Genomic DNA, 18,527 nt, shown 5'->3' with positions numbered 1-18,527 from the left:
CAAAATTCATCATAAAACGACGTCAAATCACATCGTTTCTAAAAACAGGAAACGGCTCCCGGACTACAGGAACCGTTTTTCTCTTAATTACTTCAGGCAAGTCTAACGCTTGATAGCGTACAACGTACCGTCTTTTGACTGAATCAACAGCTTGTCACTGGCAACAACTGGGTCAGTCTGGAATCCAGAACCGTCCACTTTTTGTTGGGCAACAAAGCGACCGTCATCAGCGTTGAGCCAGTGCATATAACCTTCACTGTCAGCGACAACCAGATAACCGTTGTACAGAACAGGTGAAGTCAGATTACGGTGCAGCAGATCACTTTGCGTCCACATCGTGACACCGCCATCAGCATTCAGTGCAATCACGCGGTCATTTTGGTCAACGAGGAAAATACGGTTCGCATCAACAATAAAGTCGTTTACTGAACCTAATTCACGTTTCCACATCACCTGGCCTGAACGTAAGTCCAGCGCAGTCAGGTTACCGTTATATGCCAGCGCATAAACCACACCGTTAACAACAACAGGGGTCGTATCGACATCGCTCAGACGGTCAATCTCTGTCGAACCGGTTGCCTGAGAGATACGTTGCTGCCAAATCAACTGGCCTTGCTTCAGCATAACCGCGCTTACACGGCCGTTATCACCGCCAACAATTGCAGCACCAAACGCGACTGCAGGTGCTGATTCGCCACGCAGAGAAAGTGCTGGCATATCCAGGTTCACCGTCCACTTCACGGCACCATCAGCTTCATCAAATGCCTGAAGCTGGCCATTGCTGGTATGAACCAGAACTAAACCATCGCTAACCACTGGGCGAGAAAGCACTTCGCCAGCTGCCTTGCTTTGCCATGCAATACTACCATCAGAGGTGTTAAGCGCATAAACCTGCGCTTTTTCACTACCAACGTAAAGATGTGCACCTTCAACAGTTACGCCACCAGAAAGCAGTGCCGAAACGTTGCTGGTATAAAAGCTCGTTTTTTCGGAAAGGTCGACAGACCAGACTTCTTTACCGTCATCCGCGTTAACGGCTTTCACGATACCACGGCGATCGGCTGCATAAATGTTGCCGTCCTGCCACGCTGGATGCAAATTGGAATAGAAATCACCCACTCCGCTACCAACAGAAGTACTCCATGATTTTTCAGGTTCGAATTGGTTTTCGACTGTCGGCAGTGGAGACATTTGAACCACATCTTCTTCACCGCTAAACAGTGAACAACCGCTGAGCAGCGTCAGAGAAATCAGCCCTGGTACAAGTAGTTTACGCAATTGCATCGGGTCCCTCTTAGCTCGACAAATTATTAATTTTCATCTGCATCATTTCGCGCAGAGCTGGAGAAGCATCAGTTTGTGAGCCTTTGCTCCACGCATCGCGTGCACCTTGCTTATCACCTTTGCTGAGCAGTGCTTCACCGCGTAAATCAGCGATAATGGCTACCCAACCTTCACCTTTAATGCTATCAAGCGTTTTCAGCGCGGCATCAATTTGCTTTTGTTGGATTTGAACACGTGCCAGACGCACGTTAATCAACGCCTGCAAATTTTCGTCTTTAGTACTGCTCAGACCCTGCTGCAATTGAGCTGCCGCTTTCGCGAGGTCGTTGTTATCTGCATACTTCTGAGCAATTTCTAGTGATGCCAGGGCACCATAAGTGTTCTTCGTGTTTGCAGCGAATTTCTCTGCTGCACTCAACGTTGCAGGTTGGTCAGCACGCACAGCTTGAGTCACGGTTTGATACTCAAGAGAAGATGCCATTGAGCTTTCAGCCTGATGGCTATTCCAGTAACGCCAACCAACCAGTGCGCCAATACCCAGAACCACGCCCACTACCAGCGCTTTGCCGTTTTCGGCAAAGAAGCGTTTTACCGCATCAACCTGCTCGTTATCGTTTTCGTAAATTTCCACGCAGTCCTTCTCCTTAACGATTAATCACTGGGGAAATTAACCCAGTAGCGCCTGTAAATGAGCGACCGCGTTTACTTGTTCAACGGTAGTTTGCTCACCCGTGCGCAGATCCTTCACGACGACCTGACCATTAGCAACTTCAGTTTCGCCCAGCACCAGTGCAACACGTGCACCCCACTTATCTGCACGGACGAACTGTTTCTTGAAGTTACCACCGCCGTAGTTAGTCATCAGCTTGATAGCCGGGACCTGGTCACGTAATTGCTCAGCCAACAGCATTGCCTTAGCTTGCGTTCCCTGACCTGACGATATCAGGTAAATATCGACAACAGATTCGGCTTTAAATTCCGGATTAATGGCCTGAACCAGTAAAACAAGACGTTCCAGACCCATTGCGAAGCCAACAGCAGGCGCTGCCCGGCCACCCAGTTGCTCAACCAAGCCGTCATAACGGCCGCCCGCACAAACGGTGCCTTGAGAACCCAGGCTGCTTGTTACCCATTCGAAAACGGTACGGTTATAGTAATCCAGGCCGCGCACCAGGCGCTGATTCACGGTATACGCGATACCGGCAGCATCAAGGTACTGGCACAGACCAGCAAAGTGTTCACGAGACTCTTCGTCCAGATACTCGCCAAGTGTTGGCGCATCATCCAGCAATGCCTGAACGTCTGGATTTTTTGAGTCCAGTACGCGTAACGGGTTGCTGTACATGCGACGCTGGCAATCTTCGTCGAGTTTCTCTTTATGCTGTTCAAGGAACGCAACAAGCGCGTCACGGTAGTTAGCGCGCGCTTCAAGAGAACCGATAGAGTTCAGTTCCAGACTGACGTGTTTGTCGATACCCAAGGCACGCCACCAGCGAGCCGTCAGCATGATCAGTTCTGCGTCAATATCAGGCCCTTGCAGACCAAAGACTTCGACACCCAACTGATTGAACTGGCGATAGCGCCCTTTTTGCGGACGCTCATGGCGGAACATCGGCCCGATGTACCACAAGCGCTGTTCCTGATTGTACAGAAGACCATGTTCGATACCGGCACGCACGCAGCCCGCGGTGCCTTCAGGGCGCAAAGTCAGGCTATCGCCGTTGCGGTCCTCAAAGGTATACATCTCTTTTTCAACCACGTCGGTCACTTCACCGATGGCGCGTTTGAATAACGGGGTCTGCTCTACAATCGGCAAACGGATTTCACTGTAACCGTAGCTGCCGAGCACCTGTTTCAGAATGCCTTCAATGCGCTGCCAGATGGCGGTTTCGCCAGGCAGGTAATCGTTCATGCCGCGGATGGCTTGAATGTTTTTTGCCACGTTTATTCTCTACCGAATTTATACAAAAAATGAACCCGAAATCAGACTGTTTGCTATCGCGAAACGTCTGGCGGGTTCAATCATACACGGGAAGCCGAATGCTTCCCATGTTTCGCACTATTTTTCCAACTGCTGGATATTAATCCGTTGCGATTCATCAAGCATGGAGGCCTTGGCACGAATACGCGCTTCAAGCTGCGCAATCATGTTGTCGTTGTCCATTCGCTCACGTTGACGCACGCCGTCTTCGTAGAAACCGCTTTTCTTGTTGCCACCCGTCACGCCCAAAGTGGAAACCAGTGCTTCACCCGGCCCGTTCACCACACAACCGATGATCGAAACATCCATTGGCGTGATGATATCTTCCAGGCGCTCTTCGAGAGCGTTCACGGTACTGATAACATCAAATTCCTGGCGCGAACACGTTGGGCAGGCGATGAAGTTAATACCACGAGCACGAATACGCAAAGATTTCAGGATGTCGAAACCAACCTTGATCTCTTCTACAGGATCGGCCGCCAGTGAAACGCGCAGCGTGTCACCGATGCCTTCAGAAAGCAGTAAACCCAGGCCAATCGCAGACTTAACAGAACCGGCGCGCAGGCCACCCGCTTCGGTGATCCCAAGATGCAACGGTTGATCAATCTGTTTAGCCAGTAAACGATAGGATTCAACAGCAAGGAAAACATCCGACGCTTTGACGCTGACTTTGAACTGATCAAAGTTAAGACGATCAAGATGATCGACATGACGCATCGCTGACTCTAACAACGCCTGCGGTGTGGGTTCGCCATATTTTTCCTGGAGATCTTTCTCCAGCGATCCGGCATTAACGCCGATACGAATAGGGATATTTTTGTCGCGGGCGCAATCGACAACCATACGAATACGCTCTTCATTACCAATGTTACCAGGGTTGATGCGCAGGCAATCAACGCCATACTCAGCAACTTTCAGGGCGATGCGGTAATCAAAATGGATATCAGCGACCAGCGGGACATTGACCTGCTGTTTTATAAGCTTGAACGCCTCTGCTGCGTCCATAGTCGGTACAGATATACGAACGATATCGGCACCCACTCTTTCTAACGCTTTGATCTGATTAACTGTTGCTTCAACATCCGTAGTACGGGTGTTGGTCATAGACTGGACGGCGATCGGTGCCCCGTCGCCGATTGGCACATTCCCGACGTAGATCCGTGTGGATTTTCTACGTTGAATTGGGGCTTTATTATGCATTACAAATCTCCACAATTACGCGTCATGCTGGCTGCGATTATTCAGCACTTACCGTCAGACGCGCAACCTGGCTAGTTCTGATAAATCGACTCAGGTCGACAGGTTTACCCTGAAACTGAATCTGTACTGCCGCCGGAGCACCAATTTTCAACTTATACGGAGCCTGGCCGGCTAAATTCAAATTGCCATCTTTACGCTGCATGCCGCTGAATAATTTTTTACCCGTAGCATCGGTCACTTCAAGCCAGCAATCGGCATTAAAATTCATGACTAACGCATTCGGATCTGCTGCCGCCGTGGCAGGATTAGTCACAGCGGCTTGATCGGTCGGTAAGGTGGCATTTGGTGCAGGCGGCGTAGTGGCCTGCACATTTTCAACAGGAGCCTGGCCTGGAGCCACTACAGCGGAGGAGTCCGCTGGAGTGGTTTGCTGGGCCGTTGCTGCCGGAGCCAGATTTTGTGTTGAATCAGTTCCAGGTGCAGATTGTGTCGCAGGTGCCTGCACGGGCTGCTGTGCTGAGGTATCAGTTGCAGATGAATCATTGGTACTCAATGGAACTGATTGAGAATTGCTATTGCTTGCTGAAAGTTCAGCTGAAGATTGATCTGCCATCGTCGAAATCTCTTCCTGTTGCGCTTTGTGGTTTTGCCACCACCATGCGCCCGTCAGACCGACAACAACAAACAGAACGAGCCAGGTAAAGCTCATTAACCAACCGTCACGTTTCTTGCGACGTTTCCCCAGGGAAAAACTTTGCATTGGGGCAACTTTGGCAGCCTTAATCGGTGCCTGTTTTGCCATCATCGGCAACAGTTCTTCTTCAGGGATACGCACCAGTCGTGCATAAGAGCGGATATAACCACGCAGGAACGTAGACGCTAACTCGGCAGGCGCCTTGTCATCTTCAATATCCCGGACGGTAGAAACCTTCAGGCACAGGCGTTCTGCCACAGCTTGTTGGCTAAGACCGAGTTCTTCACGAGCGGTACGTAGACGTTCACCCGTGGTTTTTGCTGCATTTGATTCTTGAGTGGCTTCAGTATTCATTAGCTACAACTACTGGTGCTGTTCGATTGAGGAATTAGGCAGGAGCCTTGTCGCACAGCATTTCCGCTACGCTACACTCTCCCGCTCCGCGAAACTAATTTATCTTCTGAAGGGCCCCCCTTCAGACAACATAATATTCAGCTCAAACTACTCATTCACCTAAAACAACTGCATTACATGAACGATTTGTCACCGATGAGTTAACCATAGACATCATTTTGAATGTTGTCAGTGGATTGCGACCCATGATGGCTTAAATAGATGCGCCTAAACTATTGTTGTGCCGCTACATACTGCCTTAAAGTGCGGTGAAACGCACAGTAATTATTAATCTTAAACACGCTTGCGAACCTTGCATAACTGCAAGATATCACTACGTGTTTTTTGCGCCGTACAGCGGCATGACTGCATGGCGCCAGTCTGTTCAAAATGAATGCTTATCAGACTGCTTTAACATCAATAGGTTCACCCTGCATACGTTTGCGCAACGTACGTTTGGTACGGTCAATCACTTCACCTGCCAACTGGCCGCAAGCCGCATCAATATCATCGCCACGCGTTTTACGCACGATGGTTGTGAAACCGTAGCTCATCAGTACTTTCGAGAAACGGTCAATTCGGCTATTGGAACTGCGTCCGTATGGTGCCCCCGGGAACGGGTTCCATGGGATTAAGTTAATTTTACACGGCGTATCTTTAAGACATTCAGCCAGTTGATGCGCATGTTCAGTACCATCGTTGACGTGATCCAGCAGAACGTATTCCACGGTGACACGGCCCTGGTTGGCATTGGATTTCTCCAGATAGCGACGAACAGCCGCCAGGAAAGTCTCGATGTTGTACTTTTTGTTGATCGGCATGATTTGGTCACGAATATCATCGGTCGGTGCATGAAGAGAGATAGCAAGTGCTACATCAATCATATCGCCCAATTTATCCAGAGCCGGAACTACACCCGATGTGGAAAGCGTTACGCGACGTTTAGAAAGCCCAAAACCGAAATCATCAAGCATGATTTCCATTGCTGGAACCACGTTGTTGAGATTCAGCAGCGGCTCACCCATGCCCATCATCACCACGTTGGTGATAGGACGTACGCCGGTTTTCTTTTGTGCACCGATAATTTTCGCCGCACGCCATACCTGGCCAATAATTTCAGAAACACGCAAGTTACGGTTAAAACCTTGCTGAGCGGTTGAGCAGAATTTACATTCCAGGGCACAACCAACCTGAGAGGAAACGCACAGTGTGGCGCGGTCTTCTTCAGGGATATACACGGTTTCGACCAGTTGATCAGCGATTCTGATTGCCCATTTGATGGTGCCATCGGCAGAACGTTGCTCTTCAGCAACTTCAGGAGCGCGGATTTCAGCGACTTCTTTAAGTTTGTTGCGCAGAACTTTGTTGATGTCGGTCATGTCATCGAAATCATCACTGCAATAGTGATACATCCATTTCATGACTTGATCAGCGCGGAAAGGTTTTTCGCCCATATCAGCGAAGAACTCACGCAGTTGCTGGCGGTTAAGATCCAACAGGTTAATTTTTTCTGACTTGTTGGAAACGACTGAAACAGACGTCTCAGGAGTGACAATTTGCTCTGACATATTTTCTTCCGGCCTCGTTGTTACACGTTACGGCCCCAGGAGGGTTAAAAAGATACGCCCCAGAGAGCAAGCTCATCCGGGGCGTAGCATTGTACAAATTCTATGGCTCAGATGCCATGACTGAAAGCGATGTACATACAAATAAAATGTAACGGCCGCTTAACAGATAGTGCTAATTAACGAGTGCGCGGACAAACTTCGCCTTCAGCGAAGAAATAGGCGATTTCACGAGCCGCAGATTCTAAAGAATCAGAGCCGTGGGTGCCGTTCTCGGTGAAGCTATCAGCGTAATCTGCGCGCAGAGTCCCTGCCAAAGCGTTTGCTGGATTAGTCGCGCCCAGAATGTCACGGTGACGCTGAACGGCGTTTTCACCTTCCAGAACGCTAACCACGATTGGGCCAGAAGTCATGAACGCAACCAGACCATCGAAGAATGGCTTACCTGTGTGCTCAGCATAGAAGCCTTGAGCCTGTTCTGAAGTCAGGTGCAACATTTTGGCGCCAACAATTTTAAACCCTGCGGATTCAAAACGAGCATAAATATTACCAATAACGTTTTTTGCCACCGCGTTTGGTTTGATGATGGAAAAAGTACGTTCAATAGCCATGATTACCTCTGTGTCTGTTCTGTTTGCCCGGTCCCCACCATTCTTCATTTAGGGGATACCCGGTTATGATTTGGCGCCGATTATAATGAGCAAGTCTCGAGTTGCCTATGGATGCAGGTAACATTTTTTTAAAATAAAACGAACATCGGCAACACTTCTCATCTAAACGCCTAAAAATCACACTATTACTCTACTGCAATGTGAAATGAGCAGCGGCAATCTGCCCGACGCCATCAAGGACCAATACCTGATACTTACCCGGTTTATCCAGATTCAGCGCAATTCCGTTCTGGTTTTCACTGACCGGTTCGCCGTTCAAAAACCACCAGCGATCGCCCTGGCCCCCCTGAGCGCTAAGGCGGAGCACCAGGCGCAACTCACCCGGCAGACGTTTCAAAATAGCGCCCTCGCGTACCCCTAACAACAATAAAGGCGTAACTTCATCTTTCTGCTGTGGTGGACACTGTTCCGAGACCGCAGGCAAACGAGCGACTCTTCTTTCGCCCTCCGGTAACCATGGCTCAAGCGGCAGGGGCCATAGTGCAATAGTATGTTGTGTTGCCCCCGGGCAATCGGCAGCCACACGTTTCCCTTGTTCATCCAGCCATATTACCTTTCTCGACCCCTGAATCCCCTCCTGCCCCGGAGCTTCTAGTGTTGGCGGTTGGCTACCATCCAGTAACCAGCCCGATAGTCTGCGTCGGCAATTGCTGTCTCCAGCCGCCAGGTTTTGCCCTCCCGGCCAGCAAATTTCACCGGCAGAAACCGTTGCCGGACGCGGGTCAACCGGTAAACGCGCTTGCTGAACAGCGGAAGTGGCTTGCAGCAGATTATTAACCTGGTTTAGCAGTGGCACGGCGCTGCCTAATCCAAACTGCCCAGCAACCGGCGTGCTATCAGGGCGTCCGGTCCAAATACCAATGAGATAGCGGGGATTTATTCCGATAGCCCACGCATCACGATAGCCGTAACTGGTGCCCGTTTTCCAGGCCAAAGGCACCACAGCAGGCAAAGTGGCATCCGGTTGCGGCTGCGCTTCGCCTGCCAGAACTCGACGAATAATCCACGCGGCTCCCGCAGACATCAAAGGACGCTCAAGTAATGGCTGGTCGGGTTGCAAACGTAGATGCGCCGCGCGACCATGGCGAGCAAAAGCGCTATAAGCAGCAACTAACTGATCCAGTCGCGCCCCCCCACCACCAAGAATGAGCGAAAGATTGGGCTCACTGCCAGCCGGGAAACGCAGATCCAGCCCCACATTACGCAGTTGTGCTGCAAACCGTTTTGGCCCATACGCTTCCAATACCTGAACAGCAGGAAGGTTAAGCGAGCGCACCAGAGCCTCACTCATACTCACTGGCCCATGAAAACCAGTGTCGAAATTTCCTGGCCGGTAATCGCCGAAACGGCGTGGCACATCCTGTAACAACGAAGTGGGATGTATCAGCCCATCATCCAGCGCCAGGCCATAAACAAAGGGTTTCAGCACCGAACCGGGTGAACGAATGGCCGTCACCATATCAACATGCCCGAAACGGTTTTGGTCATTGATATCGACCGAACCTACCCAACCGCGCACTTCCATGGTGGTGTGATCGACGACCAGCATCGCCAGTGATGATCGCGAAGGCAATTGTGCTTTCCAGTTAAGGGCTAGTTCTTCCAGTTGACGCTGTAACGATGCGTCGATGGTGGTCGTGATTTTCTGAGCGGGACTGCGATTTGCCAGATAGCGCGACAGCAGCGGAGCCAGTTGCGGCATCTGCCGTGCGGCCAGCCATACCGGTTCCTCCAGCGATTCCTTAACCTGCTGAGGTTCCCAAACGGCTTGTTCTGCCATACGAAGAAGCACTTTATTACGCGCGGTCTGAGCCCGTTCTGGCCAGCGGTCCGGGCGCAAACGACTGGGCGCCTGTGGAAGTACCGCCAATAAGGCCGCCTCCGCATAGCTAAGTTGTTGCGGGGACTTACCCAAATAGACCCAACTGGCCGCCCCTACGCCCTGTAACGTGCCGCCAAAGGGGGCTCGATTAAGGTAAATAGTGAGAATTTGTTGTTTTGAAAGATGCCATTCGAGCTGCAACGCTCGCCAGACCTGGCGGATTTTCCCGCCAAACGTACGAGGATGCGGATCAAGCAAACGCGCGACTTGCATCGTCAACGTACTGCCTCCTGAGATCACTTTCCCATTGCGAAGATCCTGCCAGGCCGCTCGTAAAATCGAAAGTGGATTGATCCCTGGATGATCCCAAAACCAACGATCTTCGTAGTTGATCAAAGCTTCGAGATAGCGGGGAGAGACATCATTCAGCGTGACCGGATAACGCCAGATACCGTTCTCATCGGCAAAGCGCCACAGCGGCGTGCCGTCTGCCGCAACCACGACACGTGCAGGATTCGCCTGTGACAACGGCAATGGCCAAATCCGGTCTGCCAGCCAAATTCCCAGACAAATAAAGAGCGGCACCACGACCAAAAGGTAGCGGCGCCGCCAGCATAAAACTTTTAACATTCGCAAGGCCAGTTACGGATGAACTGTCAGCAAACCAGTGCTGGCTCCTGTAGCCCGCCACTGCGGAACATACATTGATTCCACTTGTGAAACCGGAACCTGATAAGTCCCGGGAGTGACCGCCCGCGCCAGATAAACCAGAGTGGCATGCTGGCTTTCATTGAGTGGTAATGCAGCCACAAAGCGATCATCACGGAACTCCATGTGCTGGATATCAGCCTGCTGCATCTGGCTCAGTAAGCCCTGAACCTGGTTATCACCTTCACCTAAACTGGCACTACTTTCAGAAAGGTTCTGGTTTTCCAGCTCAAGCCCCGCTGGCAGTAAATCGACCACCAGTGCATCAGGCACATTTTTATCCGCCCATACATCTAACCACACCATCACTAACTCACCGCTTTTCAGTTCTGACAACGATTTGCTATTGCCTTTAGCATCCAGGAAATGGCGCTCAATATGCAGCACATTGCTATATGGCGCTGGAGCCTGTTGTGGATAGCCGACGCTGTCTAAGCGGAGATAAAGATTACCTGTACCGGTGTTAGTCACTTGCAAACGCTCAAGTTGTTCAGCAGTCAAATTACGAGTCATTGATTGCCCGCTTGCCAGTGGTTCGTCAGTAAAGGAAACCTGCGATTGCCACTCCCCTTTTGCGGTTTGCCAGTTACGGCCAGCCAGGAATAGTGCGTTACTTTCCTGAGTCGACAACCAGCGTTGGCTAAAAGCGAGGTTAGAGAGATTCACAAGCAAGTTATTCTGCTGGTCCGGCAGCAATTTGTTCTCTTCAAGAAGGCTCAGCATCATCGCGTTATCACGCAGTTCACTACCGTAGTCTGCTAACCAAATACGCTCATTGCTGCGACTAGTTTGCAAACCTAACTTGATAGCTTCATCGCCTCGCGGAGCATCACCCATCAGTTTTAACGCCACGCCTAATTGCACCAATGGCAATCCGGCACGGGCTGAGCTGTGATGCGACCAAAGCTCACGCAGCGCCCCGAGCGGTGCTTTTTGCTGACGTGCCAATACTTGTGCGGCGTAGGCCTGAACCGCAAATTTACTGCCCGCAGAGTCATCGCTATAACGCAACGCGATAAGCCCTGAATCCTGCAAATAACGCAACAGACGCTGATTTGCTTTAGTCAGCGCATCTGTATTCACGCTATAACCTTGCTCACTGGCACGCACCAGGAAATCAGTGACGTACGCCGTTAACCAGTATTCTTCTGGCCCTTCTTTGTCCCATAAGCCAAAGCTGCCGTTATCACGCTGCATATCAAGCAGTCGAGAAATCCCCAGGTCGATGGCGGCACGGCGCTGTTCATCGCTGGTTCCTTTTATCCCCAGAGCCGCGAGTTGCGCCTGATTGGTATAAAGCGAAGGGAACAGACCGCTGGTTGTTTGTTCAAGGCAACCATACGGATAGGCTTTCAGTTCCCGGATATAACGCGCCAGGTTCAACGGTGGACGGCCACTGAGAAGAATTTGTCCTTCAAGCGTTGCTGGTGCCAAACCGGAAATATGCTGCGGTGGAATATCCCAGACGTCACCCGCAGCCAGCACCGCACCGCTATTGATGTTTTGCGCCGGGAACGGAGGCCGTACGCCCAATTTCCATTGTTTTTGCAGTGCGCTGAATGTTTCGCCAGGTAAGTTTATGCCACTGATTTGCGCAGTGAGCTGCCCGTCACCAAAACCATCCAACGCATGGACTGAGATAAACAGGGTTTTACGTGCACCAGGTAACAGTTGCACTGTTTGCTCAGCAGATGAGTCCAGCGAAATCAAACCACTGGTTTTCAGGTTTACGTTCAGTTGTTGCGGCTGGTCGGTAAGATTAGTGAGATCCATTGCCAGGCGGCTACTGTCACCACTTGCCATAAAGCGCGGTGCCGCCAGTTCGCTCACCAAAGGTGCCGCAACCACTACTTTTTGCTCGCTGTTACCAAAACGGTCATCGGTCCAGGCTTGCGCCATTACCCGTAACTCGCCGTTAAAGTCGCCAATCGGCAGCGTGACGATTCCTTCACCCTTCTCGTTCAGCTGTACCGGTTGAGCTTGCTCAGCAATGATAGTGACGTGGTTTACCGGTTTTTTACCACCGCGACTTAGTGCATCGCCTTCATCACCATCACCACCAAAGCGTAACGCGGCTAAGCGCCCTTCCCCTTCAATCACCTGACCGTAGATATCATATAAATCTGCGCCATAACGTTTGCGACCAAAGAAGGCTTCCCAAGGGTCTGGCGTTTTGTAGTCAGTAATATTCAGCACACCGCTATCAACAGCGGATACCAGCACATTAATTTGCTTCGGCATTTCGCCATTAATCGGCTGGGTTTTAACTTTTACGGTGAGATTTTGATTCGGGCGCATTTTGGCCGGAGCCTCCAGCGCCAGTGCCAGGCGGCGGCTTTCGTCACCCAGTGGCAGATGCAAAATACCAACAGCACGTTTCGGCGTTGCCGCACGGCTCTTATCACCAGGACGAATCACCAGGGTACTCAGATAAAGGTCATGGCGCTGCCAGCTTTTATCGACCGGAATAGCAATATCCAGCCCTTTTTCTGGCACATCAATTTCTTTCCACCACAATGGGCCATCGCTGGATTCCACCATCGCGTAGCCCTTACCGGCGGCTGGGGCGGAAATATGCAGATTGATGGTGTCACCTGGCTTATAAGCTGGTTTGTCTATTTTCAGCGTCACACGGTCTGGGCGTACAGCGCCAGCGCCGTCACTGTTATCTTGCCAGCTATAACCCGCCCAAAAACGCATACTGCTGACAATGTTTGTCTCCGGGTCACGGACTTCAAGACGGTAAGAACCCCATTCAACGGGGAAAGCCACTTTGCCGGTTTCACCCGCGGCAAGCGTGAGTTTTTGCTCTGCTTCTACCAGATCTTTCTGGTCATATTGTGACTGCCAGCCTTCGCCCTCTTCCCAACTCCAGAAGTAATCACGGCGCTCACGGATGAGCCGTACATCCAGCCCCGAAACCGCCAGTTTTTCCCCTTTAGCATTGGCGTACACGATGTCAAAACCGGCGTTAGTGTCTTCGTCAACGATAGGTTGAGTACGGGTGCTGTCGGTTCGGTAATCGTAAATTTCTTTACTGGCAAATTGCGGACGAATACCAGGTAACGCAGCGCCTGGCCAGATAGCTTGTTCAGCGCGACGCGTCACTGGACGGCCACCTGATTCCAGCAAACTGGCTTGCAGCACCAGCCGTAACGGTGAATGAACGTCAGACCATTGGCTGTCTGCACTGACGGTAGTTTTACCTTGCTCATCAAGCTGGAGCTGGACTTCATCCAGATTACGAGTGAGGTTTTCTTCGTTGATGTCACCAAACTGGAACCCAGGCAATGCAGACACCGCTTCACGCAGTGGGCGTAAGAACAGTTGCCCTTGCAGATTATTACCGGCTGCTGGCGCACCATACAGATAGCGACCGACAATTTCGAAATTCACAGAATCATCAGGACTGACAGGCTCTTTACTACCAGTGATGTTGAGCGCCATGCGCTCCGGCATAAAGTCTTCAACTTTAAATGACCAGATACGTGGCTGGTTATCGCCAGTATTCACACGTACTTGCCAGTTGCCGGTTTGCACATTCGGGTTCAATGGATAGCTAAATTTGTACAAACCATTTTCAGGTTGCCAGACTTGCGTCCTGGCGACCTGGCCGTCTGGTTTCACCACTTCGAGTTTTACCGGCTGCGCAGGTAGTGCTTTACCGTCGCCATCACGTAACAAGGCATTCAGCAGTAGCGTTTCACCAGGGCGGTAAAGATCGCGTGGGCCAAACATAAAGAACTGCTTACTGAAGCCGGTTTCCCCGGCAATATCAAATTCAGCCAGATCCAGCGCCGGGCGGCTTAAATCCAGCAGCGTAGTTTGCTCGCCTGTTCTCGCCAGCAAGATTGTGCCTTTACCTGGTTTTTCCAGCTTAGCGTGACCATCGCCATCGCTCTTCGCTTGTGCCAGTGTTTGCCCTTTTTCATCAAGCAAGGAGATTTCCACGCTGGATTGCGCGGCACCATTTTCCAGGCTTTGCGTGAAGACATCTAACCGATCATGGTAGCGGTGTGCTGACACACCGATGTCGCTCAACGTAAACAAGGTTGCAGCATTGCTATAACTGTAATGACCAGCCTGACTCATTATCGCGATGTAGACACCAGGCTGTTGCAGCGGTTTAATTTCGCCTAATGGCAGCAGGAGTTTTTCGCGGGTATTGCGCGCCGGATTGAGATCAAACCTGCCGCTGTAAACCAGTTCCGCAAGCTTGAGTAAATTGTCAGATTCCCAGTTAGACACTGAGTTTCGGTATTGCCACTGGCTGATGAATGAACTTAAAGATTCACTTTTTATCCGGTAAAAATTGACGTCGATTTTATCAACGTTGAGTGCCATCACCGGTAAACCTGCCATCACTTTGGTTGGCAGCAATGAACCCCGGCTGGCAAACCCCACGCTTGGTTGGATATCGCGGGTCGAAATTTTCTTTTCGAAGTGGCTGTCAAAAGTCGTTTTATTGAGAGCCAGCAAGCTGTTATCAACGGTCAATATCAGTTCACGTTTCGGCTCAAGATGGCGCAAACGTAATTCTTTCAGGTCGGCTGAAAGTTCCCACGCACCATCGACTTTACCGCTGGTTTTGTCCACCAGATGGGCCACGCGGGAGAAATCTTGATTGGGATCGAGTGGAATTGAAAAAGTCATGACTAACGTGCTTGCGCCATCGAGTTGTACCTCGGAGGCATCGAGCAATTTAAGCGGTTTGCCCGCAGAGTCTTTCGCTAACTTTTCGAGTTGCGAGGCATCAGGCTTCGCCGCAGGAGCAGTACTTTGCTGAGCCGTGCTATCGCTTTTCGCTGCTGGCTGAGGTTTATCGTTATTGTCGCACCCTGAAAGTGCCAAAGCTGCTACGAGCGCCGCTACCAGCGCACCCAGACGTATTGCTTTCATGTTTTATCCCTGGCCGATAAGGCCCATTAACTCACTACGTAGTACATGTATTATGCGGGTACATTAAAAAAACGAAAGTATGAAGATTCGGCATTGCGTACTTTCTCGCAAAGGAAACGTTTTATTGTGCAACGGTTTCAACTGAAATTTGGATGCAAAGTGGAAGCATGATCACAGCCTGAAACGTTACATGTTACCTTGTGAGTCATTTGTTTTTAAAACAATAAGATAGTTGGATTAGCAGTCTTTATTCTTGCTACATTTCAAGCTGAGTCGCTGCCTCAACGCGGTGTTTAGCCAAAGTGATAATAAGAGACTGCTAAATGAAAAGTGCCGTTAACGCTCTACAAAATTTCGGAAAATCACTCTACGGCCCGGTGCTTATTTTGCCGATCGTCGGTTTATTTATCGCGTTCGGTAATGTATTGGGCAATGGCAACCTGGCAGAATATTTACCCTTCCTCGGCCACCCTTCCATTCAACACACTGGCGTTCTCATCTCCAAATCCGCGGTATCGGTTCTGGCGAACCTGGCGCTGGTATTTGGCGTAGGCATTCCCATTGGTCTGGCGGCCAAAGACAAAGGGTATGCTGCATTAATTGGTCTGGTTACTTTTATCGTATTCATTAATGCGATGAACGTAACGTTACAGCTTCAAGGCGAACTGGCTCCTGCCGACCAAATGCGTGCCGCAGGGCAAAGCATGGTGTTGGGTGTCCAGGTGCTTGAGATGGGCGTTTTCGCAGGGATCCTCACGGGCGCACTGTCGGGATATTTGTACAACCGTTATTCCAGCGTACAGTTTTCTGGTGCGATGGCGATTTACTCAGGGCACTGTTTTGTCGCCATTATCATGCTTCCCGTCTCGATGTTACTCGGTGTAGTGATGAGCGAACTCTGGCCGTTTGCTCAGCATGGCATCAGCGCACTGGCGCTGGCGATTAAAGGCGCCGGAGCGTTTGGCGTTGCTATCTACGGTTTCCTGGAACGCATCCTGGTGCCAACCGGTCTGCATCACCTGGTCTATACCCCATTCCTGTATACCGAATTAGGCGGCACGGCCGATGTTTGCGGCAATATTTACCAGGGCGCGCGCAATATTTACTTCGCAGAAATGGCCTGCCCGAGCGTGCATCAACTGAGCAGTACTGTGGTGTGGGACGCGCGCGGAATCAGCAAAATGTTCGGCCTCCCTGCGGCAGCACTCGCCATGTATATGACGGCGAAACCGGAACGCAAAGCGGCAGCGAAAGCCATTCTCATCCCGGCAGCGCTGACGTCCATGCTGGTTGGAGTCACTGAGCCACTGGAGTTTTCCTTCCTGTTTGTCGCCCCATTGTTGTTTGGTGTGCATGCGGTTCTGACCGGCATCGGCATGATGCTGTTCTATTTGCTGGGCGTTCACGCCATCGGTGCCAACGGCATTATCGATTTCATTCTTTATAACCTGCCGCTGGGGACTGAGAAATCCAACTGGCCGATGTATATCGTCGTCGGGCTGACGATGTCGGTCATCTATTTCCTGGTGTTCCGCTTCCTGATTCGCCGTTTCGACATGAAAACGCCGGGCCGTGAGGACGACGAGCAAGAAACAAAACTGTATAGCAAACAAGAGTATCAGGCCAAAGGTAGCAACGATGGATTAGGTGAAGCCATTATTGAGGGCCTCGGTGGACGAGCCAATATCGAAGTGGTCGACAACTGTTACACCCGCCTGCGAGTGACGGTACGTGATGTGACAGTTATCGACGAACCCCGCCTGAAATCGACTGGCGCGAAAGGGGTGATTAAGCAAGGTAATAACGTTCAGGTGGTCTACGGGCTGCATGTCAAAAAAATGCGTGAAGCAGTAGAGACTTATCTCTAAAGGAGCTAATGATGTTTAAACCCCCGTTTATTTTGTCCATTGCCGGTGGCGGTAGTACTTACACACCGGGCATTGTTAAGAGCCTGATGGTGCGCCTGGCCGATTTCCCATTAGCTGAAATCCGCCTCTATGATATTGATGGCGAGCGCCAGTCGGTGATTGCTCCGGTGGTTGAGAAAGTGATTCGCGACCATAGCCAAAGCATTAAATTTACCGTCACCACCGACCCGGAAGTTGCCTTTAGCGGTGCCCATTTTGTTTTCGCTCAAATGCGCGTTGGCCAGTACAAAATGCGCGAGCAGGATGAAAAAATCCCACTACGCCATGGCGTGGTAGGGCAAGAAACCTGTGGGCCTGGCGGGCTGGCATATGGCCTGCGCACTATTTTGCCGATGGTGGAATTGTGTGATTTTGTCGAACGTTACGCGCATCAAAAAGCGTGGATTGTTAACTATTCCAACCCTGCGGCGATTGTTGCCGAAGGCGTGCGTCGCCTGCGCCCAAAAGCGCGAGTACTTAATATTTGTGATATGCCGGTCGCCGCGATGCGCAATATGGGTGCCATTCTCGGTGTTGACCGCCATAAATTAGAAGTCGATTACTTCGGCCTCAACCATTTTGGCTGGTTTACCCGTGTGCTGGTTGATGGGGAAGATCGCCTGCCGGAATTGCGCCGCCATATTGCGAAGTTTGGCCTGCTGACCGAAGATGCTGCGCAAACCGATCCGCAGCATTCCGATCCGTCTTGGGTGAAAACATGGCGTCACATCAAGCCGATTATGGACCATTTCCCGCAATTCCTGCCAAACCCGTATTTGCAGTATTACCTGATGCCAAACGACATCGTTGAGCATCAAAACCCGGACTACACCCGCGCTAACGAAGTGATGGATGGGCGCGAGAAGAAACTGTTTGCCGCCGCCGCCGAATATAAGCAAACCGGTATTTTGCCGGATGCCTTCCACGTTGGTGTGCATGGTGCGTTTATTGTTGATGTTGCCTGTTCGCTGGCCTTTGATTTACGCCAGCGCCACCTGGTGATTGTGGAAAACAAAGGTGCCATTGCCAACCTGCCATACGATGCCATGGTGGAAGTGCCTGCTTATATTACTTCCGAAGGGCCAGAACCGGTGCGCATGGGCGCGGTTCCGCTGTTCCACCAGACGTTGTTAATGCAGCAGTTGGCCTCAGAGCAGTTGCTGGTTGAAGCCACCATCGAAGGCAGCTACGAGAAGGCGTTACAGGCATTTACGCTTAACCGTACTGTGCCAACCATGCAGCATGCGAAAGCGATTCTCGACGATATGATTGAAGCCAATCGTGATTACTGGCCGCAATTGCAACAAGCCTGGAAAGATGGCGAAGCGGTGAAAGCGTAACTTTATCTAATATTTACGGCACACTTCGCAGCAGTGGATATGGTTGCTTGTCGGTTTGCTTAA

At 51.0% G+C, this 18,527-nt stretch carries 11 protein-coding genes; 2 read left to right on the top strand and 9 right to left on the bottom strand.

All coding sequences use genetic code 11. From position 1 onward, the window contains the following. Nucleotides 1-102: 102 nt before the first annotated feature. From bamB to MNO13_RS05745, 9 genes are all read right to left on the bottom strand, one after another. Nucleotides 103-1,284 carry an outer membrane protein assembly factor BamB gene (gene bamB / locus MNO13_RS05785; protein WP_064544465.1) on the bottom strand — a complete coding sequence of 394 codons (1,182 nt, stop codon included), beginning with the start codon at nucleotides 1,282-1,284 and terminating at the stop codon, nucleotides 103-105. Between the two features lie 10 nt (nucleotides 1,285-1,294). Then, complete coding sequence (locus MNO13_RS05780; protein WP_064544463.1) at nucleotides 1,295-1,915, bottom strand: YfgM family protein; 621 nt, start codon at nucleotides 1,913-1,915, stop codon at nucleotides 1,295-1,297. Nucleotides 1,916-1,951: 36 nt separating this feature from the next. After that, nucleotides 1,952-3,226, bottom strand: coding sequence for a histidine--tRNA ligase (gene hisS, locus MNO13_RS05775; protein WP_064544461.1), 1,275 nt, complete (start codon nucleotides 3,224-3,226; stop codon nucleotides 1,952-1,954). Between the two features lie 117 nt (nucleotides 3,227-3,343). Further along, nucleotides 3,344-4,465 (bottom strand): flavodoxin-dependent (E)-4-hydroxy-3-methylbut-2-enyl-diphosphate synthase, encoded by a 1,122-nt coding sequence (gene ispG / locus MNO13_RS05770; protein ID WP_121815104.1) that lies wholly within the window; start codon nucleotides 4,463-4,465, stop codon nucleotides 3,344-3,346. Between the two features lie 37 nt (nucleotides 4,466-4,502). Continuing rightward, the gene (rodZ, locus tag MNO13_RS05765; RefSeq protein ID WP_064544458.1) at nucleotides 4,503-5,513 is read right to left on the bottom strand and encodes a cytoskeleton protein RodZ; all 1,011 of its coding nucleotides are present in this window, start codon (nucleotides 5,511-5,513) and stop codon (nucleotides 4,503-4,505) included. A gap of 440 nt (nucleotides 5,514-5,953) precedes the next feature. Beyond that, on the bottom strand, nucleotides 5,954-7,120 hold the full coding sequence (gene rlmN, locus MNO13_RS05760; protein WP_232886314.1) for a dual-specificity RNA methyltransferase RlmN: 1,167 nt from the start codon (nucleotides 7,118-7,120) through the stop codon (nucleotides 5,954-5,956). A gap of 176 nt (nucleotides 7,121-7,296) precedes the next feature. Continuing rightward, on the bottom strand, nucleotides 7,297-7,728 hold the full coding sequence (ndk, locus tag MNO13_RS05755) for a nucleoside-diphosphate kinase (protein ID WP_064544453.1): 432 nt from the start codon (nucleotides 7,726-7,728) through the stop codon (nucleotides 7,297-7,299). Nucleotides 7,729-7,918: 190 nt separating this feature from the next. Then, nucleotides 7,919-10,240: a peptidoglycan glycosyltransferase PbpC gene (gene pbpC / locus MNO13_RS05750; protein WP_232886315.1), complete on the bottom strand. Its 2,322-nt coding sequence runs from the start codon at nucleotides 10,238-10,240 to the stop codon at nucleotides 7,919-7,921. Nucleotides 10,241-10,252: 12 nt separating this feature from the next. After that, on the bottom strand, nucleotides 10,253-15,217 hold the full coding sequence (locus tag MNO13_RS05745; RefSeq protein ID WP_232886317.1) for an alpha-2-macroglobulin family protein: 4,965 nt from the start codon (nucleotides 15,215-15,217) through the stop codon (nucleotides 10,253-10,255). Nucleotides 15,218-15,540: 323 nt separating this feature from the next. On the opposite strand from MNO13_RS05745, the gene MNO13_RS05740 reads away from it, so the two are divergent. After that, the gene (locus MNO13_RS05740) at nucleotides 15,541-17,085 is read left to right on the top strand and encodes a PTS transporter subunit EIIC (protein WP_064544447.1); all 1,545 of its coding nucleotides are present in this window, start codon (nucleotides 15,541-15,543) and stop codon (nucleotides 17,083-17,085) included. Nucleotides 17,086-17,096: 11 nt separating this feature from the next. Further along, a complete protein-coding gene (locus MNO13_RS05735) occupies nucleotides 17,097-18,464 on the top strand; it encodes a 6-phospho-alpha-glucosidase (RefSeq protein ID WP_064544445.1) in 1,368 nt (455 codons plus the stop codon). Nucleotides 18,465-18,527: the final 63 nt, after the last annotated feature.

The organism is Buttiauxella ferragutiae (assembly GCF_022637515.1).
GTDB classification, from domain to species: domain Bacteria; phylum Pseudomonadota; class Gammaproteobacteria; order Enterobacterales; family Enterobacteriaceae; genus Buttiauxella; species Buttiauxella ferragutiae.
The sequence above is the reverse complement of the archived record's forward strand: the minus strand, read 5'-3'. Positions and strand labels throughout refer to the sequence as shown.